20 protein-coding genes are annotated in these 20,532 nt (G+C 71.3%); 7 read left to right on the top strand and 13 right to left on the bottom strand.

Annotated elements, in window-relative coordinates:
* Window positions 1-7: 7 nt before the first annotated feature.
* The gene (locus J4573_RS26405; RefSeq protein WP_208258555.1) at window positions 8-1,261 is read right to left on the bottom strand and encodes a lipase family protein; all 1,254 of its coding nucleotides are present in this window, start codon (window positions 1,259-1,261) and stop codon (window positions 8-10) included.
* 171 nt (window positions 1,262-1,432) lie between these two features.
* On the opposite strand from J4573_RS26405, the gene J4573_RS26400 reads away from it, so the two are divergent.
* The 3 genes from J4573_RS26400 to J4573_RS26390 all read left to right on the top strand — a co-directional run bounded on the left by J4573_RS26400 (window position 1,433) and on the right by J4573_RS26390 (window position 3,870).
* Window positions 1,433-2,506 carry an NAD(P)H-dependent amine dehydrogenase family protein gene (locus tag J4573_RS26400; protein ID WP_208258554.1) on the top strand — a complete coding sequence of 358 codons (1,074 nt, stop codon included), beginning with the start codon at window positions 1,433-1,435 and terminating at the stop codon, window positions 2,504-2,506.
* Window positions 2,503-2,994: a carboxymuconolactone decarboxylase family protein gene (locus J4573_RS26395; RefSeq protein ID WP_208258553.1), complete on the top strand. Its 492-nt coding sequence runs from the start codon at window positions 2,503-2,505 to the stop codon at window positions 2,992-2,994. Before J4573_RS26400 ends, J4573_RS26395 begins: the two co-directional genes overlap by 4 nt.
* A 102-nt stretch (window positions 2,995-3,096) precedes the next feature.
* The gene (locus J4573_RS26390) at window positions 3,097-3,870 is read left to right on the top strand and encodes an SDR family oxidoreductase (protein ID WP_208258552.1); all 774 of its coding nucleotides are present in this window, start codon (window positions 3,097-3,099) and stop codon (window positions 3,868-3,870) included.
* A gap of 64 nt (window positions 3,871-3,934) precedes the next feature.
* On the opposite strand, the gene J4573_RS26385 is transcribed toward J4573_RS26390, so the two are convergent.
* From J4573_RS26385 to J4573_RS26340, 10 genes are all read right to left on the bottom strand, one after another.
* Window positions 3,935-4,243, bottom strand: coding sequence for an SHOCT domain-containing protein (locus J4573_RS26385; protein ID WP_208258551.1), 309 nt, complete (start codon window positions 4,241-4,243; stop codon window positions 3,935-3,937).
* Window positions 4,240-4,644, bottom strand: a complete 405-nt coding sequence (locus J4573_RS26380; protein WP_208258550.1) for a DUF6325 family protein — start codon at window positions 4,642-4,644, stop codon at window positions 4,240-4,242. Before J4573_RS26380 ends, J4573_RS26385 begins: the two co-directional genes overlap by 4 nt.
* Before the next feature lie 175 nt (window positions 4,645-4,819).
* Entirely contained in the window at window positions 4,820-5,764 is a 945-nt protein-coding gene (locus J4573_RS26375; RefSeq protein ID WP_208258549.1) for a LamG-like jellyroll fold domain-containing protein, read from the bottom strand.
* A 10-nt stretch (window positions 5,765-5,774) separates the two neighbouring features.
* Window positions 5,775-7,880, bottom strand: coding sequence for a PQQ-dependent sugar dehydrogenase (locus J4573_RS26370; protein WP_208258548.1), 2,106 nt, complete (start codon window positions 7,878-7,880; stop codon window positions 5,775-5,777).
* A 154-nt stretch (window positions 7,881-8,034) separates the two neighbouring features.
* The gene (locus tag J4573_RS26365; RefSeq protein WP_208258547.1) at window positions 8,035-8,865 is read right to left on the bottom strand and encodes a sugar phosphate isomerase/epimerase family protein; all 831 of its coding nucleotides are present in this window, start codon (window positions 8,863-8,865) and stop codon (window positions 8,035-8,037) included.
* A complete protein-coding gene (locus tag J4573_RS26360) occupies window positions 8,862-10,004 on the bottom strand; it encodes a dihydrodipicolinate synthase family protein (protein ID WP_208258546.1) in 1,143 nt (380 codons plus the stop codon). The genes J4573_RS26365 and J4573_RS26360 overlap by 4 nt, the downstream gene beginning before the upstream one ends.
* Complete coding sequence (locus J4573_RS26355; protein ID WP_208258545.1) at window positions 10,001-11,164, bottom strand: Gfo/Idh/MocA family protein; 1,164 nt, start codon at window positions 11,162-11,164, stop codon at window positions 10,001-10,003. The genes J4573_RS26360 and J4573_RS26355 overlap by 4 nt, the downstream gene beginning before the upstream one ends.
* Window positions 11,165-11,201: 37 nt before the next feature.
* Window positions 11,202-12,047: an ABC transporter ATP-binding protein gene (locus J4573_RS26350; protein WP_208258544.1), complete on the bottom strand. Its 846-nt coding sequence runs from the start codon at window positions 12,045-12,047 to the stop codon at window positions 11,202-11,204.
* Between the two features lie 10 nt (window positions 12,048-12,057).
* Window positions 12,058-13,092 carry an ABC transporter substrate-binding protein gene (locus J4573_RS26345; protein ID WP_208258543.1) on the bottom strand — a complete coding sequence of 345 codons (1,035 nt, stop codon included), beginning with the start codon at window positions 13,090-13,092 and terminating at the stop codon, window positions 12,058-12,060.
* Between the two features lie 42 nt (window positions 13,093-13,134).
* Complete coding sequence (locus J4573_RS26340; RefSeq protein ID WP_208258542.1) at window positions 13,135-13,995, bottom strand: ABC transporter permease; 861 nt, start codon at window positions 13,993-13,995, stop codon at window positions 13,135-13,137.
* Window positions 13,996-14,120: 125 nt separating this feature from the next.
* On the opposite strand from J4573_RS26340, the gene J4573_RS26335 reads away from it, so the two are divergent.
* Genes J4573_RS26335 through J4573_RS26325 form a run of 3 tightly spaced genes read left to right on the top strand, consistent with a single transcriptional unit; the run spans window position 14,121 to window position 17,117 of the window.
* Window positions 14,121-15,155: a LacI family DNA-binding transcriptional regulator gene (locus J4573_RS26335; RefSeq protein ID WP_208258541.1), complete on the top strand. Its 1,035-nt coding sequence runs from the start codon at window positions 14,121-14,123 to the stop codon at window positions 15,153-15,155.
* A gap of 54 nt (window positions 15,156-15,209) precedes the next feature.
* Window positions 15,210-16,559 (top strand): HEAT repeat domain-containing protein, encoded by a 1,350-nt coding sequence (locus J4573_RS26330; RefSeq protein ID WP_208258540.1) that lies wholly within the window; start codon window positions 15,210-15,212, stop codon window positions 16,557-16,559.
* A gap of 48 nt (window positions 16,560-16,607) precedes the next feature.
* On the top strand, window positions 16,608-17,117 hold the full coding sequence (locus tag J4573_RS26325) for a GNAT family N-acetyltransferase (RefSeq protein WP_208258539.1): 510 nt from the start codon (window positions 16,608-16,610) through the stop codon (window positions 17,115-17,117).
* A 36-nt stretch (window positions 17,118-17,153) separates the two neighbouring features.
* Here the strand turns inward: J4573_RS26325 and J4573_RS26320 are convergent, their stop codons facing one another.
* Window positions 17,154-17,567, bottom strand: a complete 414-nt coding sequence (locus tag J4573_RS26320; RefSeq protein WP_208258538.1) for a winged helix-turn-helix transcriptional regulator — start codon at window positions 17,565-17,567, stop codon at window positions 17,154-17,156.
* Window positions 17,568-17,615: 48 nt separating this feature from the next.
* Here J4573_RS26320 and J4573_RS26315 point away from each other — a divergent pair, with 48 nt between their 5' ends.
* The gene (locus J4573_RS26315; RefSeq protein ID WP_243773614.1) at window positions 17,616-18,560 is read left to right on the top strand and encodes an NADP-dependent oxidoreductase; all 945 of its coding nucleotides are present in this window, start codon (window positions 17,616-17,618) and stop codon (window positions 18,558-18,560) included.
* On the opposite strand, the gene J4573_RS26310 is transcribed toward J4573_RS26315, so the two are convergent.
* A complete protein-coding gene (locus tag J4573_RS26310) occupies window positions 18,557-20,500 on the bottom strand; it encodes a YehQ family protein (RefSeq protein WP_208258537.1) in 1,944 nt (647 codons plus the stop codon). The genes J4573_RS26315 and J4573_RS26310 overlap by 4 nt on opposite strands.
* Between the last annotated feature and the right edge of the window lie 32 nt (window positions 20,501-20,532).

Raw genomic sequence — 20,532 nt, 5'->3', positions numbered from 1 at the left:
CGTTGGGCTATCCGGCGCAGTTGCCCTGGACCGCCTTGCCCGCGAACCGGTCGGTGAGGAAGGCCATGGCGTCCGGCTCGCTCTCCACCAGCCCGGTCGCGTGCTCGGCGATCTGGTACACCTTCCACGTCACGTTCGCGCCCTTGGCGCACCAGGCCTTGTGCAGCGCGTCGGCCTGCGTGAGCGGGATGATCTCGTCGAACCCGGCGTGCGCCTGGAAGACCGGCACGCTCGGCGCGGTCGAGCCCAGCTTGTTGGAGTCGAGCGCCGCCTTCCACTGCGGCGTGTCGAGCGGGTTGCTGGTCGTGTAGTCGGTGATCTTCTTGAACGCGGTGGTCAGCAGCGTGGAGACGCCGTCGACGCTGAGCAGGCAGACGTTCTGGCTGCTCTCCAGCAGCTTGCGGCCGTTGTCGTTCAGGTAGCCCTTGAGGTTCAGGTCCGGGTAGGCGGTGTCGTAGCCGAGCGCGGCCATGAACATCAAGGCGACGAACGGGGTGCCGTCCAGGCCCGCCGCGACCGCTCGCAGGTCGGCCGGGACGCCGCCCGCCACGACGCCCTTCAGCTGCAGCTCGGGCGCGTACGACTTGGCCAGTTCGGCGGCCCAGCCCGCCGACGTGCCGCCCTGGGAGTAGCCCATGACCGCGACCGGCCCCTCTCCCAGGCCGTCGTCGGTCAGGCGCTGCGCGGCGCGGGCCATGTTGAGCACGGCCTTGCCCTGCGACCCGCCGACCTCGTAGGTGTGCTGGCCCGGCGTTCCGAGGCCCTCCATGTCGGTGATCGCGACGGCCCAGCCCCGGCCGAGCGCGTCCGCGATGAACAGCTCCTCGTAGTCCATGCCCTGGGTGAGGGTGTAGGAGGGCGCGCACTCGTCGCCGAGGCCGCGCGTTCCGACCGCGTACGACACCACCGGACGCTTGCCGCCGCCGGTCCACTCCTTGGTCGGGACGAGCACGGTCCCCGACACCGCGACAGGCGCGCCCTTGACCGACTCCGAGCGGTAGAGCACCTGCCAGGACTTCACACCGCTGTAGGGGCTCTTGCCGAACGGGTCGACGGTGAAGACCGAGGGCCGCGAGCGGATGACGTCGCCCGGCTTGCCGTCGGGCAGCGGCGAAGGCGGTGTGTAGAACGGGTCCTGCGAGGGCGGTACCGATGGCGCCGCCTGCGGGGCGGCGGCCTGAGCGCTGCCCTGCAGGGCCGTCGCCGTCAGGACAAGTCCGAGGCAGGAGGCCGTGAGAAGGCGGCGAATGGGGGTGGACATGGCCGTTGACCCTTCGTCGTCCCCCGAAGCCGCCACCATGGCGGTGCACCGAGACTAAGTACTGGATCTGCCGTCCAATACTTATGCGGCTGACAAAACCGGCGCCGCCGCTTGCCACCCAGGGACGGGTGACCCTGGTCACACAACCAAACGCTTGCTACGCTCCGGCCTATGATCTCCACGATCGTCTGGGGAACGGGCAATGTGGGGCGGCTCGCCATCCGCGCCGTCGAGGCCCACCCGGCGTTGAAACTCACGGCCGTCATCGTCAGTAATCCCGACAAGGTCGGCCGGGACGCGGGCGAGCTCGCCGATCTCGGCCGGGAACTGGGCGTCGCGGCCACCAATGACATCGACGCGGTGCTGGCCACCGCTCCCCAGGCCGTCGTGTACGCGGCGTCCGGCGAGATCCGGCCCGACGACGCGCTCGCCGACATCGGCAAGGCGATCCGTACCGGCGCGGTGGTCGTGACGCCGTCGCTGTACGCGCTCTACGACCAGCGCAACGCCCCGCCCGAGATGCGCGAGCCCGCGCTGGCCGCGATCGCCGAGGGCGGCGGCTCGCTGTTCGTGTCCGGCGTCGACCCGGGCTGGGGCAACGACATCCTGCCGGTGATGATCAGCGGGCTCGGCGCGCACGTCGACGTGATCCGCTGCCAGGAGATCTTCGACTACTCCACCTACGACCAGGAGGACTCGGTCCGCTACCTGGTCGGCATGGGGCAGCCGATGGACTACGACGCGCCGATGATCGCGCCGACCGTTCCCACCATGGTGTGGGGCGGCCAGATCAGGCTCATCGCCCGCGCGCTCGGCGTGGAGCTGGAGGACATCCGCGAGACCGTGGACCGGCGCCAGCTCGACGAGACCGTGACCACCACGACCATGGGCGAGTTCGAGAAGGGCACGCAGGGCGCCATCCGGTTCGAGGTGCAGGGCATCGTCGAGGGCGAGCCGCGCATCGTCATCGAGCACGTCACGCGCATCCACGGCGGCTGCGCCCCGGACTGGCCGGTCCCGCCGAGCGGCGACGGCGCGCACCGGGTGATCATCGAGGGCCGCCCGCGCATCGAGGTCTCGATCGAGGCCACCGACGAGGGCGGCAACCGCGCCGCCGGCGGGAACGCGACCGCGGTCGGCCGCCTGGTGAACGCGATCGGCTGGCTCGTCGAGGCCGAACCGGGTCTCTATGACGCCCTGGACGTCCCCCTCACCGCCGGCCATTTGGCAAGGAAGCAGTCATGAACATCGACATCCCCGAAGGCAAGGACGCGATCGAGTACGTCTGGGGCGAGATGGTCCCCGGCATCGGTCCCGCCGCCGCGAACTTCTCCCTCGCCGTCTACGCGCACACGACCCTGGGCCTGCGCGAGTTCGAGGCCGCACGGCTGCGCGTCGCCCAGATCAACGGCTGCATCTTCTGCCTGGACTGGCGTACCGAACGCGACGGCGAGAAGGTCGAGGAGGAGTTCGCGGGCGCCGTCAGCGAGTGGCACACCACCGACCGCTTCGACGACCGCACCCGGCTGGCCGCCGAGTACGCCGAGCGCTACACCCTCGACCACCACAACCTCGACGACGACTTCTGGGACCGGATGAACGACCACTACTCCCAGCTGGAGATCGTCGAGCTGAGCATGTGCCTCGGCTCGTGGCTGGCGTTCGGCCGCCTGAACCACGTGCTCGGCCTGGACACCGTCTGCGCCCTGCCCAGCCACGCCGTTCGCCGCTGACCGAACTCGGTGCGCCGCCGGTCAGCGGACCGTCAGCACGGGCCAGGAAAGTGAATCTCGTCGCCGGGACAACGGTCCCGGAACCTGAAAAGGGAGAACGAGATGAACGTCCTGACCGGCAAGACGGCTCTGGTGACCGGCGGATCGCGCGGGATCGGCCGCGCCGTGGCGCTGCGGCTGGCCGAGGACGGCGCCCTGGTCGCGGTCCACTACGGCGGCAACCGCGAGGCGGCCGACGACACCGTGCGGCAGATCAACGACAAGGGCGGCCGGGCGTTCGCCGTCCGGGCCGACTTCGCCGCACCCGACGCCGCCGACCGCCTCTTCGAGCAACTGCTGCCCCCGCTCGGCGACCGGCTGGACATCCTGGTCAACAACGCCGGGATCGGCTCGACCAGCCCGATCGGCGCGGTGAGCACCGAGGAGCTCGACCGGATCTTCACGGTGAACGTGCGGACGCCCTTCCTGGTCATCCAGAAGGCCATCCCGTCCCTCAGCCATGGCGGCCGCGTCATCAACATCGGCTCCACCGCCACCCGCGTCGCGGTCTCCACCCAGATCGCCTACACGATGACCAAGGCGGCGCTGGACAGCATGGCCGCCTCGCTGGCCAACGAGCTCGGCCCGCGCGGCATCACGGTCAACACCGTCGCGCCCGGCGTGGTGCGCACCGACATGACCGAGGGCCACCTCAGCTCCCCCGAAGGGGCCGCGGTCCTCGCCTCCATCGCCGCCCTCGGCCGCCTCGGCGAAGTCGACGACGTGGCACGGCTGGTCGGCTTCCTCGCCGGCCCGGAGGCCGCCTGGATCACCGGCCAGACGCTGGACTGCAGCGGCGGGATGTGGCTCGGCCCGATCATCCCGCCCCAGGCCTGAGCGGACGGCTTACTCAGGCGAGCAGCTTGCTCAGGCGACCGGCTTGTTCAGGCGAGCAGCCGGCCTAGGCGAGCAGCTTGGCCTTGGCCGCCGCGTACTCCTCCTGGCTGAGCAACCCCTGCTGGACCATCTGCCCGAGCTGCAGAAGCTGGTCCGCGACCGTTCCCCCTCCGGCCGGCGCCTGCGCCGGTGCGGGGGGCGGCGGCGCTTGTACGGGCTGCGCGTACGCCTGCTGTGCTTGAAGCTCGGCGATGTCGGCGCTCTGCTGGGCCTCCCGCTGGGCGCTGTTGGCGGCCCTGCGGCCCATTGCGTAGGCCGTACCGCCCACGAGCGCGCCGCGCAGCAGCGGCCTCCCCCGGCCTCGTACGATCATGATCCCTCCCCCGGAACGTTCTCGGGCGCGATGTGGACCGAGGCCGCCAGCTGCCCGCCGGCCTGCCGCACCGCCTCGGCGGCGTTCTTGGCCCAGGTGTGCTCGACCAGGACGGCCAGTGCGCACGAGCCGGGTTCGAGCGTCTCGCCGATCTCCTCGGCGTCCTCGCTGCCGATGAGGTTGTTCTGCGCGTCCCGGCCGGCCACGGTCTCGCTCAGGTGCGGCACGTCGGCGAGCTCGGTGCTGCTGACGGCGCCGTCGGCGCCCTTGGCGACCAGCAGTGAGTCGACGACCTGGACCTCGCCGTCGCGGCGCAGGCCCGCCAGGGCCCCGACGGCCTCCCTGCCGGGCGCCTCGCCCGGAAAGGTGAGCACCAGGAATTCCAACGGTCCCCAGGTCATGGGCATCGCCTCCGAAGGTGGATCTCGTGATCCAGATCTACCCGGGACGATCTTCGGCCCGCCCCAAGGGCAGGCCATGACCTGGCAAGTGAATGGCGTGGTGGCCGCCTCACCGGCCGGCGTGCGCCGTCCGGCCGGTGAGGCGGCGGGTCTCTTGCTGATCCCTAGTGGATCCTCAGTGGCGTTTGGTGGCCCACTGGTACTGCTTGAAGATCTCCCGATCGGACAGCGCCCGGTCGAGGAACATCAGGCCGTCCATGCGGCAGTTACAGGGGTTGCCCTCCTTGGTGTTCTGCGGATAGCTCCCCCCGATCTTGATGCCGCGGGGGTCGGACGCCGTGGACAGGTCCGGCTCGGGCTCGCCCTGGACCGTCCAGGGATCGCCGGGCAGGACGTAGAAGCCGTCGAGCGGGCGGCCGTCCTTGTAGAGCTTCATCGTCGCGTTGTCGAAGTCGAACGTCGCGGCGAGGAAGGACCACTTGTCGTGCTGGAGGATCGACTGCCAGTCGGCGTTGGCGGCGAACGTCTGCGAGCTCGCCCCGTCCACGCGCCGCCCGAGGGCGACGACGCGGAGCGTGCCGTCGACCGAGATGACCTCCAGCAGAGCGCGTACGTCGTGCCCCTGGGAGGTGCCGGTGAGAACCCCGGCCAGCCCGACCGCGTTGTAGTGGCCGGTCGCGCTGTTGAAGCCCGGGTTCTCGCCGGTCTGCTTGAACCAGCCCATGATGGTGACCTCCTTCACGCCGTTGAAGGCGTGGAGGGAGGGCACACCGGTCTCGGAGTAGAGGCCTGCCTTCCAGTCGTCGTTACTGGTGACGCCGGGACTGACCTGCTGGGTCTGCAGGGCCGACCGGCTGCCCGGGTAGGCGTGGTCGCGCACCCGCTGCGCCGCGCCGCCGTTCACCAGGTTGATCGGGGTGCCCGACCGGCCCAGGTCTCTCTCCTGGGCCGCGTTGCCGCGCACCGGGTGGTCGAAGTCGTACGAGGCGACCACGTCGCGCCGCAGGCTCGGGAACGCGCCCGGGTCGCCGTGGGTGTGCGCCGCGGCCGGAGCCGCGGCGGCGACCGTCAGGGACCCGCCCATCGCGAGGGCGAGGGCTGCTGCTCGTGCTCTCTTCATCCTCATGTCGTCACGCCGCCGGAGTTCCGGTGACCTTGAGGTCACGGATGCGGCCGATGTTGTCGAACGAGCCGAAGCCCACCTTGCCGGAGGCGAACGTGCTGTCGATCGAGGTGATCAGCGGGGTGCGGGAGCCGTCGATGTAGGCGGCGGTCTCGCCGGAGTCGCCGCAGTGCCGGATCCGCACCCGGTGCCACGCCGCGTCCTTGATCGCGGGCGGCGCCCCGTGCGAGCGGACCGCGTTCCACTGGTCGTCCAGCCGCAGCCGGTCGGCGTTGTTCACCGTGAACATGCCGTTGTGCGGGTAGATCGAGTTGTCCGACGACAGGTGGGTGTAGGAGAACTGCAGGTCGGAGTTGTAGTTGTAGACCAGGATCACGTCCCGGTTGATGATGTCCACCGGGGTGTCCAGGCGTACCTGGGCGTCGAGCTGGAACGACTTCCAGGCCGCCGGTCCCTTGTTCAGCACCGCGTACTCGAACGGGCGCCGTGGTCCGGGACGTTCCACGCCCGCCTCGGCGAGCACGACCTCACGGCCGGGGAACTGCCACTTGGAGGGGGTGACCGGCGTCCAGTCCTTGGCCGAGGTGGCGTTGCGGACGGTGGTGTGCCCGACGTCGCAGGACGCGAAGTTCTGCGTGCCGGTGATCTTCCAGATCTTCCCGTTCGCCTTGCCGATCAGGTAGAGCTCGCCCGCTCCGTCGCGGCCGATCCGCAGGTCGGCGCGCTTGGGGTCGCCGGTCGAGCCGGGGCCCGTGAGGTCGGCGGTCGACAGGCGCTTGCCGTCCTTGTAGAGCATGAGCTGGTGGACCTCGGCGCGCGGGCCGCCGAGCTTCATCTCGCGCTCTTCGGTGTAGAAGATCCGGCCGTCGACCAGGTCGTCGAACAGGTACTTGCCGCGCAGGGCCGCGATCTTGCCACGGTAGACGTAGCCGCCGGCGATGGCGCGGCCGACGTCGGACTTGCAGTCCCAGGTCGGCGAGGGGTCGTGGTCGTAGGCGGCCACCGGGTAGGTGTAGCCCTTGTCGTCGGCGGGCAGCGGGTAGAGCTTCTTGCACGGGTCGGTCGCGGTCTTGTCGAAGACCCAGCTGCCCTCGCGGTCGCTCCAGCCCAGGTTGGCGCCGGCGCGGATGTCGTAGACCGACTCGATGGCGTGCTCGCCGATGTGGCCGAGGAACAGCCGGTGGCTGCCTCCCGGGTCCCAGCTGAAGCGGTGCGGGTCGCGCATGCCGTAGGCGTAGATCTCGCCGAGCTTGCCGGCCTGCCCGGTGAACGGGTTGTTCTTCGGGATGCCGTACTTGCCGTTGGCCGAGTTCGTGCCGCGCGGGTCGATGCGCAGGATCTTGCCCTGCGGGATCGACAGGTCCTGCGGGATGCCGCTGTTGAACCCGATGCCGCCGTCACCGGCCGCCACGTACAGCAGGCCGTAGTCCTTGTCGTGCGGACGGGCCGTCGGGTTGAAGTCGATCTGCTGGATGCCGTGCACCTGGCCCGCGAAGCCCAGCCGCAGCACCTCGCGGCGGGTGCCCTTGAAGGTGTCGGCGTGCGGGTCGTCGGCCGTCCACTCGGTGATGATGCCGTGGTAGAGCGTGCCCGCCTCGGGGGTGAGGTCGGGGACCTTGTCGGTGGACGAGGCCAGCTCGGTGTGCACGGTGTAGAACCGGCCGTTGCGGCGGAAGTTCGGGTCGAACGTGACGAACCCGAATCCCTGGCCCATGCCCTTCCCGGAGAAGAACTGCGGGGCGAACGTGGCGCCGACGTCGAGGTAGACGTGCGGCTTGCGGTCCTTGCCGAGGAAGTAGAGCTTGCCGTTCAGGTCGGGGACGTACGTCCGCCCGGACCCGTCCGGCACCTCACCGAGGTGGTTGATGCGCGCCCAGCGGACCAGCCGCTGGTCGGTCGGCGCCGGGGTGGGCTCGGACTTGGGGAACGAGGCGTAGTCCTCGACGGTCAGGCCGAGCCCGGAGGTGCTGGGGCTCTCGGGGATCGGGTCGTAGATCGGGTCGCCGGGGGGTACTGCCGCGCGGCCCGGTGCCGCGGCGTTCGCCGGGGTCACCTGTAGCAGCGCCGCGAGCACGGCGACGATGGTCAGAAGGAGCCATCTGCTCTTCGGCATCCTGTCCCACCTACTGGTCGGAGGCTGTGAAAGCGTTTTCAGTAAGCGCTTTCTTGGAACCTAGAAGACGATCTCGTTAGCGTCAAGAACGAATTTCGGCCGTCTCAGGCCATGACATCGGGCGTGACTTGCGGCTGACTCCGGTCACCCGGCTTCAGGCCACGTGCTCGGCGAAGCGTTCCACGACCAGCGCGAGAGCCTCCGCGCCGGGCATGGCCCACAGCTCCTCGTTGAAGATCTCGACCTCGATCGGGCCAACGTAGCCCTCGGCCTCGACCGCCCTGCGGAAGCGGCGCAGTTCCACGCAGCCGTCCCCGAGCATCCCGCGACCGGTCAGCACGCCCTCGGGCAGCGGCGTGATCCAGTCGGCCACCTGGAAGATCGCGATGCGGCCTGCGTCGCCCGCCCGTACCAGGTCGGTCCACACCAGCGGGTCCCACCACAGGTGGTAGGTGTCCACGCAGATGCCGACCTGTTCGGGCGGATGCGGCAGCGCCAGGTCGAGCGCCTGGCCCAGTGTCGACACCACGCAGCGGTCGGAGGCGTACATCGGATGCAGCGGTTCGATGCCGAGCTTGACTCCGCGCTCCCCCGCGTACGGGGCCAGTTCAGCGATCGCGTCGGCGACGTTCTGGCGCGCGCCGTCGACGTCGCGCGACCCGGGAGGCAGGCCGCCGCTCACGAGCACCAGCAGCGGCGCGCCGAGTTCGGCCGCCTCGTCGATCGCCCGGCGGTTGGCCTCGATGGCGTCCGGCTCCTGGAAGAAGCCGCCACGGCACAGCGAGGTCACCGTCAGCCCGGCCTCGCGCACGAGCTTGGCGGCCCGTCCGACGCCGTACTCGCTGACCGGCTCGCGCCAGAGCCCAACGCCCGACACCCCGGCCGCCGCACAGCCCTCGACCAGGTCGGGCAGCGGCCAGTGCCGCGTCGTCCACTGGTTGAGGCTCAGCCGCCCACTCAGCCGCCCGGACACTTCGCCGCTCATGAGTCCACTCCCTGAACCGCGAGCCAGCCGCGCATCCTGGCTCCGGCGAGTTCGGGGTCCGGCAGCAGCCCGGCCGCGTCGGCGAGCCGGAAGAGCCGGACCAGGTGCGGTACCGAACGCGCGCTCTCCAGTCCCCCGACCATGCGGAACGCGCTCTGGTGCCCCGCCAGCCAGGCCAGGAACACCACTCCGGTCTTGTAGTAGTACGTCGGCGTCGCGAAGACCTCGCGGGCGAGCGGCAGCGTCGGCGCGAACGCCTCCTCGTAGGCCGCCATGTCCCCCGCGTCGAGGGCGCGCAGGGCCGCGGCCGCGGCCGGTGCGATCGGGTCGAAGATGCCGAGGAGCGCGTCGCTGTGCCCCTCCTCGTCGCCCCGGATCAGCTCCGGATAGTTGAAGTCGTCGCCGGTGTAGAGGCGTACGCCGTCCGGCAGCCGCCTGCGCACCGCGACCTCGCGCTCTGCGTCGAGCAGCGAGATCTTGATGCCGTCGATCCGGTCGGCGTGGTCGGCGATGAGGGCCAGGACGTGCTCGGTCGCCTCGTCCAGGTCGGTCGAGCCCCAGTACCCGGTCAGCGCGGGGTCGAACATCGGCCCGAGCCAGTGCAGCACCGCGGGCCGCGACACCGCCCCGAGCAGCCGCCCGTACACCTTGGCGTAGTCGTCGGGGCCCTCCGCCGAGACGGCCAGCTGGCGGCTGGCCATCAGCACCGGCACCGCGCCGGCGCCCTCCACCACCTCCAGCTGTTCCTCGTAGGCGGCGGCGATGCGGTCGAGCGGCGCCGGACCCGGAGGGAGGTGGTCCGTTCCGGCGCCGCCGACCATGAGACCGCCACAAGCACGGGCCTCCGTACCCGAGCGGGCGATCAGTTCCCTGGTGACCTCCCAGTCCAGCCCCATGCCGCGCTGCGCGGTGTCCATCGCCTCCGCGACGCCCAGGCCGTACGACCACAGGTGGCGCCGGAAGGCCAGCGTCGCGTCCCAGTCGAGCGTCGTGCCGTCCCCCAGCGGGTCGGCCACGACGTGGGCGGCGGCGAAGGCGGACCTACGAGCCAAGGGGGCGGTGCTGCGCTCGTAGGTCCGCGGCTCCCCCATCGTGTACGGCGTCAGGGTGCCGTCCGGTTCGGGGAGGTTCAGGTTCATGTCGCGAGCCCCAGCTCCGGCACGTCGATGCGACGGCCCTCCTTCCAGGCCCGCAGGCCGAGCTCTGCGAGCTGGACGCCGCGCGCGCCGGAGTGGAAGTCCCAGCGGAACGGCGCGTCCGCCACCACGTGCAACAGGAACGCCTCCCACTGCGCGCGGAAGCCGTTGCCGAAGTCGGCGTTGTCGGGGATCTCCTGCCACTGCGCCCGGAAGTCGTGGGTGGCGGGCAGGTCGGGGTTCCACACCGGCTTGGGGGTCATCGAACGGTGCTGGACGCGGCAGCGCCGCAGGCCCGCGACCGCGCTGCCCTCGGTGCCGTCCACCTGGAACTCGACCAGCTCGTCGCGGAAGACGCGGGTCGCCCAGGAGGAGTTGATCTGCGCGACGATGCCGCCGTCGAGCTCGAAGATGCCGTACGCGGCGTCGTCGGCGGTGGCGGCGTAGGGCTTGCCGTCCTCGTCGACGCGCTCGGGGATGTGGATCGCACCGAGCGCCTGCACCGACCGCACCGGCGCGACGATCTCGTCCAGCACGTACCGCCAGTGGCAGAACATGTCGGCGATGATCCCGCCGCCGTCCTCGACCCGGTAGTTCCAGCTGGGCCGCTGCGCCTCCTGCCAGTCGCCCTCGAACACCCAGTAGCCGAACTCGCCGCGCACCGACAGGATGCGGCCGAAGAACCCGCCGTCGACCAGGCGTTTCAGCTTGCGCAGCCCCGGCAGGAACAGCTTGTCCTGAACGACGCCGTGCTTGATCCCGGCCTCGTCGGCCAGGCGCGCCAGCTCCAGCGCCCCGGTGAGGTCGGAGGCCAGCGGCTTCTCGGTGTAGACGTGCTTGCCCGCCGCGATGGCCTGGGTGATGGCCGGCATCCGGGCGCCGGTGATCTGCGTGTCGAAGTAGATCTCGACCCCGGGCCTGGCGAGCGCCTCGGTGAGGTCGGTGGACCACTCGGTGAGGCCGTGCTTGTCGGCGAGCGTGCGCAGCTTCACCTCGTTGCGGCCCAGCAGGATCGGCTCCGGCCACAGGACCGTTCCATCGTCCAGGGGCAGCCCTCCGTCGTCCCGGATCGCCAGAATCGACCTGACCAGATGCTGGCGGTATCCCATCCGGCCGGTGACGCCGTTCAGGATGATGCCGATGGGCCTGCGTTCGGTCCCCATGTAACCCCTTCGATCAATCGGCGGCACGGGAGGCCGTCTAGTCGTTGTCCTGCGGGCCGGCGCCCAGCAGCTCTCGGATGCGGCCGGTGGCCCTGGCGAACTCGGGCCGGGCCATGGTCGCCGCGTAGTTGCGTTCGGCGGGCAGGCCGACGTCGATGATCTCGGCGACGGTGCCCGGCCGGCTGGTCATGACCACCACGCGGTTCGCCAGATACACGGCCTCGGCCACCGAGTGGGTGACCAGCAGGACGGTGGTGCCGGTCTCCCTCCAGATGCGGTGCAGCTCGACGTTCATCTGCTCGCGGGTGAGCGCGTCCAGGGCGCCGAACGGCTCGTCCATCAGCAGCACGGGCGGCTCGTGCAGGAGCGCCCGGCAGAGCGCGACGCGCTGCTGCATGCCGCCCGACAGCTCGTGCGGCAGGGCTCCCTCGAACCCGCTGAGCCCGGTCATCTCGATGAGCCTGTCGGCCTGCGCGCGGGCCTTGTCGGCGGGCATGCCGCGCATCTCGGCCTGCAGCAGGATGTTGCGCCGAGCGCTGCGCCACTCCAGGAGGGCGGCGCGCTGGAACACGTACCCGATGTCCTTGCGCGGCCCGGTGACCTCCTCACCGCGTAGCCGGACGCCGCCCGTCGACGGCTTCAGGAGGCCGGCGACCAGCTTCAGCAGCGTCGACTTGCCGCAGCCGGAGGGTCCGACGATGGCGAGGAACTCGCCCTGGTCGACGCTCACCGACACGTCGTGCAGCGCGGTGACGTCCCGCTTCTTGGTACGGAACCGCACGGCCACGTCGTCGAGCTCGACGGCGGCGCCGCCCACGGCGCCGTCGCCGGCCGCCGTCGCGCCCGGGTCCGTCTTGGTCCTGTCCTTGCTGGCGATCTTCATCTCCCCGCCGTCATCCCTGGTTGGCCAGGTCGTTCGCCCAGTACTTGTCGGGCGACTCCGCCTTGGTGATGAGCCCGGACTGGGCGAAGACCCCGACGGTCTGCGTCCAGTCGGCCGCGGTGTTGATCCCGGGCGCCTTGCCCTTGGTCGCGTCGGTGTGCAGCAGCGTCAGCGTCGTCTTGAACTGGTCGGTGAGGACCGGCGCCGGGGGCAGCTGCTGCGAGGCGCCGGCCATGGAGGCCACCGCGCCCGCCTGGTCCTGCTCGGCCGCCGCCCACGCCTCGCTGGTCGCGGCGAACATCCGCTTGGCGAGGTCCTGCGAGCTCTTCAGCTTCTTGTCGCCGACGACCAGGCCGTTGGAGTAGTAGTTCAGGCCGAACGCCGAGTAGCGCAGGTAGGAGATCGGCTTGCCCGACTTGTTCTGCATCGTGGGGCCCTGGTCGTTGGCGAACCCGACCAGCCCGTCCACCTGGCCCGACAGCACCACGGCCATCTTCCCTGCCGGGTCGGTGTTCTGGATCTTCACGTCCCCGTCGGCGACGCCGTTCTTCTTGAGGAAGACCGGGAAGGTCTTGGAGAGCGCGTCACCGGCGGTGAGGGCGATCTTCTTGCCCTTCAGGTCGGCCGGGGCCTTGATGGACTTGCTGGAGAACGCCTGGACCGAGGCGGGCGTGGTCTGCAGGAAGACGCCGATGCTCTTGATCGGCAGGCCCTGGCCCACGCCCGTCGCCAGCGCCGAGGTGTCGGCCCAGCCGAAGTCGGTCTGGCCCGCCGCGGTCGCCTGGACGGTCTTCTGCGAGCCCTGGCCGGCCTTGATGTCCAGCGCGATGCCGTGCTTCTCGTAGATCCCCTTCTGCTTGCCGTAGTAGAACGGCGCGTGCTCGCCGTAGGGGTACCAGTTGAGGGTGAGCGTGACCTTGTCGAGCTCCTTGCCCGAGGCGCTCTTGGTCTTCTTGCCCGAGTCGCCGCACGCGACGGCGCTCAGGGCGAGCAGCGGCACGAGCGCGACGGCCGCGAGGGTACGGGTCTTGAAGGGGGGTCTCATGGGGGTGGCCCTCCGTCGATATCTGTGAGGTGAGGAGAAGGATCAGTAGGAGGTGGTCACGGCCGCGCTCCGGCGGCTGGCGTGCCACGGCAGCAGCAGTGCCTCGGCGAGCTCGACGAGGACGAAGAGGATGACGCCGATGGCCGACATCACGACCAGGCCGGCGAACAGCATCGGGGTGTCGAGGTTGCCGTTGGCCTGCAGGATCACATAGCCGAGGCCCTCGTTGGCCCCGACGAACTCGCCGACGACCGCGCCGGTGACGGCCAGCGTGACGGCGACCTTGAGGCCCGAGAACAGGTACGGCAGCGAGGCCGGGAACCGGATCTTCATGAACGTCTTCATCGGCGGCGCGCCCATGGTGGCCGAGAGCTCCAGCATCTCCGGGTCCACCGCCTTCAGGCCGGTGACCATGGCGATCACGACCGGGAAGAACGCGATCAGCACGGCGACCAGGATCTTGGGTCCCATCCCGAAGCCGAGCCAGACCACGAACAGCGGTGCGATCGCGATCTTGGGGATGACCTGGGCGAACAGCAGGACAGGGTAGAGGGTCTTCTCCACCGTGGCCGAGTAGACCATCACAACCGCCGCGAGGATGCCGACGGCGGTCGCGATCGCGAAGCCGAGCAGCGTCTCGTACGTGGTCACCCAGGTGTGGTGCCAGATGTAGCCCCACTTGCCGGTGAGGACGTCGAAGGTCTTGCCGGGCGAGGGAACCTGGTAGGGCTCGACCAGCTCCAACGCGGTGATCGCCCACCAGGCGGCCACGCAGGCCGCCAGCAGCGCCACCGGGCGCCAGGCCCGGGTGAACCCGTCCCGTGCCCGTTCCGCGGCGCCGGGCCGGGTGCGCTCGGCGACCCCCGCCACCTGCGCACCGGAGACCGTGCCCGAACTCACCATGAGCGACCTCCATCGATGGCGTGGTAAGCGCATTCAGAAAGCGCTTTCTGTAGTACGATATGGACGCCCGATAGCCAGGTCAAGAGGGCCGGACGGGGCATCGTTCCTGATCGGGAGGAGCCAGGGTGGCGGGGGAACAGGCGCACGTGACGCTGCTGGACGTCGCAAAGCAGGCGGAGGTCTCGCTGGCGACCGCCTCGCGCGTTCTGAACGGCACCTCCCAGGTGCGGGCGGACCTGCGCGAACGCGTGCTGGCCGCCGCGGCGGCGCTGGCGTACACGCCGAACGCGCACGCGCAGGCGCTCGCCGGGGCGTCCAGCCAGGCCATCGGGGTGATCTGCCACGACGTCAGCGACCCCTACTTCGCCGCGATCGCGCGCGGGGTGATGCGCACCGCGGCCGAGCACGGGCAGCTGGTCATGCTGGCCAGCACGTTCCGCGACGCCGCCCGCGAGATCGACTACGTCGCCATGCTGCGCGCCCAGCGGGCCCGCGCGATCCTGCTGATCGGCTCGGGCTTCGAGGACCGCAACTGGGAGAACGCGATGGCCGCCGAGCTCGACCCGTACCTGCGTTCGGGCGGGCGGGTCGCGGTCATCAGCCGCCACCGCAGCCTCAAGGTCGACGCGGTCCTGCCGGAGAACCGCGAGGGCGCCGCCGAGCTGGCCCGCTCGCTGCTGGCGCTGGGCCACCGCGACTTCGCGGTGCTGAGCGGGCCACACGCGCTCACCACCGTGTCCGACCGGCTCGCGGGTTTCCGTGACGGACTGGCCGAGGCGGGCGTCTCCGTGGCCGACGACCACGTCATCGAGGCCGCGTTCACCCGCGACGGCGGGCACGCCGCCGCCACCGAGCTGATGCGCCGGGGGCTGCGTCCCACCTGCGTCTTCGCCGTCACCGACGTGATGGCCATAGGAGCACTCACGGCGTTCCGCGACGCCGGGATCAGCGTGCCGGACCAGCTGTCGCTGGCCGGGTTCGACGACATCCCGATCGTCGGCGACCTCACCCCGCCGCTCACCACCGTCGCGCTGCCGCTGAACGAGATGGGCGAGCGCGTCATGAACCTCGCCCTGCGCGAGCCGCGCGGCCGCCGGAGCCGGGTCGAGCGCGTTCCCGGCCGGGTCGTGATGCGGTCCAGCACGGCCGCTCCGCGCTGACGCACCTGGCCGAACGCCCCTGAATGTCCCTGCCGGGAGGTAGTGTCTCGCGGCGTGGAGATTCAGGCATTGCTGGACGGGCTGGCCGATTCCGACGACGAGCAGGTCAAGGCGGCGAGTGCCGCCCTGGTGGAGCTCGGCGCCGCGGCGGTCGGCCCCGTCCTGGCGGTGCTGTGCGACGAGTCGTCGGCGGTCGACTGGGTCACGAGCGCGGTCGTGCTGCGCGGCATCGGGACGCCCGCGCTGGGCCCGCTGACCGAGGCGATCGCGGCCGCGCCCACCCGCGAGGTCGCGCGGCGTGCGGGCTGGGCGTTCTCCGGGTTGCAGGTCGACGACCTGACCGCGTTCCTGCCGGCCCTCCACCATCCCCACCCGAGGGTGCGCGACAACGCGGCGTACGTCTTCCAGTGCCGGCCCGAGCCCGCGCTCCCCTACGCGGCCGAGCTGCTCGACCTGCTGGACGATCCGGACGACGAGGTGCGGCAGCGCACGCGCTGGGCTCTGGAGAAGCTCGGGCCCGAGGTGATCCCGCTGCTGCAGGACCGGCGGCGGACGACGCGGGGAGCGTCGCGCCGCCATGCGCTCGAGGCGCTGGCGGCTGTCGGCGGGCCCGGCGTTCTGGACGAGCGGGACCTGGCGGTCGTGCGCCGGTTGATCCGGCTCAAGATGCGGAGGGAGGAGCCCGAGCCCATGCATCTGTGCGGCTCGTGGTTCGCCCTGCCGACCGGCGACCAGGAGGCGGTCCTGGACGCGTTCGACCTCGGAGCGGCCGAGCCCGTCACGATGCGGCTCGGCGCGGCCGCGTGGAACCACGACTCCCATGCGTGGGACGTCGACCACGGCCGATGTTCCCGCGTGTACGTCAGCCCACGGCTCGACGGCTGGACACTGATCTTCGGGGAGCCGTCCGACGACGCCCACCGCTCCGAGCCCGGCACCTACGAGGAGCGCCGTGCCGCCATGCTCGCCAGGTGCGCCGCGCTCAGCCTGCGTTTCGGCACGGCCCACTGGTACGGCATGAGCGACGGCGACGGCTGGACCGGCTGGTGCGTCGCCGAGGGCGGGCAGATCACGCGCTACTACGACGTGCACGAGCCGGACGAGCAGCTCGGGCCGCCCCATCCGGCCGAGGCGGGCCTTCTGCTGCCGCATGTCGAAGGCCTCCCCGACGAGGCGTTCGACGGCGTCGACACCGGAGACCCCCACGCCCTCTTCGCGGCCTACGAGGCAGCCAAGATCAAATACGCCGTGCCCGACAGCTGCGACGCGGCCACGTTCGCCGCGCGGGCGTCGGTCGATCCGGGATCGCTCGGTCCGCACACCCGGGTCGAGGGCCACGGCGTGCTGGCCCTCACCGGCTGTGGCCGCGAGCGCGGCCATCCTCGCGGCGCCCTCCCGATCTGATCCGGTGACTCGGTGACCCGATGACCTTCATTACGGCATCATCGCCCCATGGAAGGACAGATCCGCCTCGCCGGACCCGGTGACGCGGCTGCGCTTCTGGAGCTGCAGTCGACGCTCGACCGCGAGTCCCGCTTCATGGTCCTGGAACCCGGCGAACGCCCCACCGACCCTGGTGACCTGCGCGACCGCCTCGCCGAGCAGCGCCGTCCCGGCGGGGACCCGTCCTACACCTACATCGCGGCCGACACCGGCGAGCTCGCGGGCTATGTCAGCGTGACCGTGCTCCCCTACGTGCGGGCCCGGCGCAGCGGCTACGTGGTCATGGGCGTCCGGTCCGAACGCGCCGGGCAGGGCATCGGGCGGGCGCTGCTGGACGCGGCCGTCGAACACGCGCGGGCCCGCGACATGCGGCGGCTCGAGTTGAACGTGATGACTCACAACCGCGTCGCCATGAACCTCTACCTGAGCTGCGGGTTCATGGTCGAGGGGCTGCGCCGCCGCATCCTGTGGATGGGCGGCTCCGACATCGACGAGTACTACATGGGGCTGCTGCTGTAGCCGGATCGGCGAGCCGAGCCGAGCCGGGCGGAGCGGTCAGGTCGCCGCGAGTTCGTCCCGGTCGGCCTGCGCGGCCTGCTCGTCATGCGCGGCCTGCTGGTCCTGGGCGTCGAGGATGGCGCCGCCGTTGGCCTCCGACCAGCGGGTCAGCATCGCGATGGGCTCGACCAGCGTGCGGCCGAGGTCGGTCAGGGCGTACTCCACCCGGGGCGGCGCCTCGGCGTAGGCCTGCCGGGAGACCAGCCCGTACTGCTGGAGCCTGCGCAGCGTCTGGGTCAGCACCTTCTTGGAGATGCCGCCGATGAGGGTGACCAGGTCACCGTGGCGGAGCGGGCCGTCGCTCAGGCCGTAGATCACGACCACGGCCCACTTGTCGGCGATGATCTCGACGGCCAGCCGGGCCGGGCAATCGGCCAGGAAGACGTTGCCGTACTCGTCGCGGGAGGTCACGGACCAAGGTTACCTACCGGTTCCCATCGGATACCTACTCTCATCCGCATGAGCACATCAATGAAGGCGATCGTTCAGAAGTCGTTCGGCGGACCCGAGGTCCTGGAGCTCGCGGAGGTGGAACGCCCGGTCCCGCTGGCGACGGAAGTGCTGGTCAGGGTGAAGGCGGTCGGCACGAATCCGGTGGAGCCGTTCATTCGGGGCGCCCACTTCCCGCTGCTCGGGGAGCCGCCGTTCATCCTCGGCTGGGACGTCTCGGGCGTGGTGGAGGACCTGGAGCCGGGAGTGACCCGCTTCGAGGTAGGCGATGAGGTCTACGGGATGCCGTTCTTCCCTCGTGCGGCCAACGCCTATGCCGAGTACGTGGCGGCGCCGTCGCGTCATTTCGCACGCAAGCCCGCCGGGCTCGACCACGTGCAGTCCGCCGCGCTGCCGCTGGCCGGGCTGACCGCCTGGCAGAGCCTGGTGGACACCGCCGACGTACGGCCGGGGCAGCGCGTCCTGGTGCACGCGGCGGGCGGCGGGGTCGGTCATCTCGCCGTCCAGATCGCCAAGGCGCGCGGCGCGTACGTGATCGGCACGGCGAGCGCCACGAAGGCGGATTTCGTGCGCGCGCTCGGCGCCGACGAGGTCGTCGACTACCGCAAGGTGGACTTCACCGAGGCCGTACGGGACGTGGACGTGGCCCTCGACACCGTGGGCGGCGACACCGCGCGGCGGTCGATCGAGGTGCTGCGACCGGGCGGCCTGCTGGTCACGATCGTCGGACGCCGCGACGTGGAGCTGGCCGAGCGGACCCGTGCGGCCGGGCGCCGGTTCGCGGGCATCGCGGTGGAGCCCGACCAGGTGGGGCTGGAGGCGCTGACCGAGCTCGTCGAGGCGGGGAGGCTGCGGGTGCACGTCGACCAGACGTTCCCGCTGGAGGAGGCCGCCAAGGCGCATCAGGTCCTCGAGTCCGGAAGCACCCAGGGCAAGATCGTCCTGACCGTCTAGCGGAGCTCGGCGGTGGTGATGAGCCGGATCTGCGCGTCCGTCCAGGCCCGGACCATGCGCGCGGTGTCGTCTCCAGCCAGGGCCGCGGCCAGGTCCGCGACCTTGGCGGAGGCGGCCCGCAGGCCCGCCTTCTCCAGGTCCCGCGCGGTCCGTTCGATCCGGCCACGCAGGCCCGGCGACACCTGGGCGAGCCCGTGGTGCGCCGCGTCCGCGCAGGCGGTGAGGGCCGCGTCGAGCGCGCCGGTGAGCGGGTCGGAGCCCGCCGCGGCCGCCTTCTCCAGAGCGGCGTCGCCCTCCCCCGGCGCCAGGTCGGGAACGGTGACGCCGTCCCGCCCGAGCACGGCGATCGGGTCGATGATGAGCGTCCCCCGCGACCGGCGCAGCGTGCCGCTGACGAAACGCGGCTCGGCGCGCAGGGCGGCGTCGAGCGCGTCCAGCGCCCCGGGCCGGACGGGATCGTAGGAGATCGAGACGACCGCGGTCGCCCCCTGGCCGTCGGCGATGACGGCGTCGAGCCGCTGGTCTCCCGCGTGGTAACCGATCTGGCGCAGCTCGGCGATCTCGGCCACCCGGACCAGCTCGGCCTCGATCCGCGGGCGGATCAGGCGCGGCGGCAGCAGGCTCAACCGTTCGGCGGCCCGCGTGAAGTCGCGGATCATGATCTGCTCGGGCAGGTTCTCCCAGGCCCTGCCGAGCGGGGTGACGGTCGTCTTGGCCACCCGGCCGATCGCGAGCCGGACCGAACGGCTGGCGCTGCGGGTGGCGCTCTCGGAGACGATGTTGGCGGTCGCGAACGTGCCGAGCGCGACCCCGGCGACGCGGCGCCCGGCCAGTGCGCTCCCGGTGATCTCCTCGGCCCAGCGGCGCTTCAGCGTCAGCACGATGCCCGCGTCCGGCTGGGCCAGGTAGACGTGCGCGGTGCGTTCGCCCTCGTCGCCCGCGACCCGGCAGCCGAGCGAGGTCAGCCGTACGCGGCGCAGCGGCGTCTCGGCGGACTCCTCGGTGCCCAGCACCTGGGATCGCGGCGAGGAGCCGTCGGCCCGGTGGCGGGCGTGCAGTTCGGTGATCAGCTCGGCGAGCCGTTCGGCGTGGTGGGCCGCGTGGCGGTCACGGTAGGCGGCCAGCTGCTCCACGATCTCCTCAGCCGCCGCGGCGGGCCAGTGCAGCCGTTGAGCCGTGAGGTCCCGCGCGACCCGTTCGAGGGTGGCGGCCAGCAGCGGCCCGGCGTGCCTGACCCCGTCAAGGAGGATCTGGTCGGCGATCTCGAGCGTGCCCGACAGGTCGCGGGCCGGGCCCGGCCCGCCCTCCCCCACCTCCAGACGCACGTCGTCGCCGGTCAGGCCGCGCTCGTCGGCGGCGCGGAACGCCCAGACCGCGAGCGCGACGACCTCGGCGCGCCGGCCCGCCGCGGCGTCGGTGTGCGCGTACGACAGCTCGTTCGGCACGAGGAAGCGGACGGTGCAGGTCGGCAGCTCGACGCTCGGTTCCGGGTCGGCCTCGGTGGCGCGGTGAACGCGGGCGACGTAACCGGCGTTGAGCGTACGGCGCGCGGCCGCGACCGGTCGCTCACCCAGCACCCGAGCGAGCGTCTCGTCGTCGATCTCGCCGGGCGACCACGACGCCCCGCTCCCGCTCCCCGCCGGGACCTGATCGGAGCCTTGCTCTGCGGCGCGCTGGTAGGCGAGCACCAGGCCGATCTGGTGGCGGCAGACGCCGTTGGCCGCGCAGGTGCAGGTCGCGGCCTCCAGGCCCGCCCCGGCGGGCAGCGCGGTCTCGGTGCCGTCGGGCAGCCGCCCGCGCACGGTGCCGTCGGGGTCCACGGTGACCTCTGGCGCCGTCCCGGCGTCGAGGTCCTTGGTCGCGCGCTTGACCAGGCCACGGTTGGCGAGGGCGGCGAGCGCCTCGGGGGTGAGCGCGAGCAGGTCGGCGCGGGCGGTCATCTCTGCCTCCCGAGGGGAGACGACCCCCCACG

This window comes from Actinomadura barringtoniae (genome assembly GCF_017573505.1).
GTDB classification, from domain to species: Bacteria; Actinomycetota; Actinomycetes; order Streptosporangiales; family Streptosporangiaceae; genus Spirillospora; species Spirillospora barringtoniae.
Note: the sequence above shows the minus strand (reverse complement) of the source record. Positions and strands in the feature narration are given on the sequence as shown.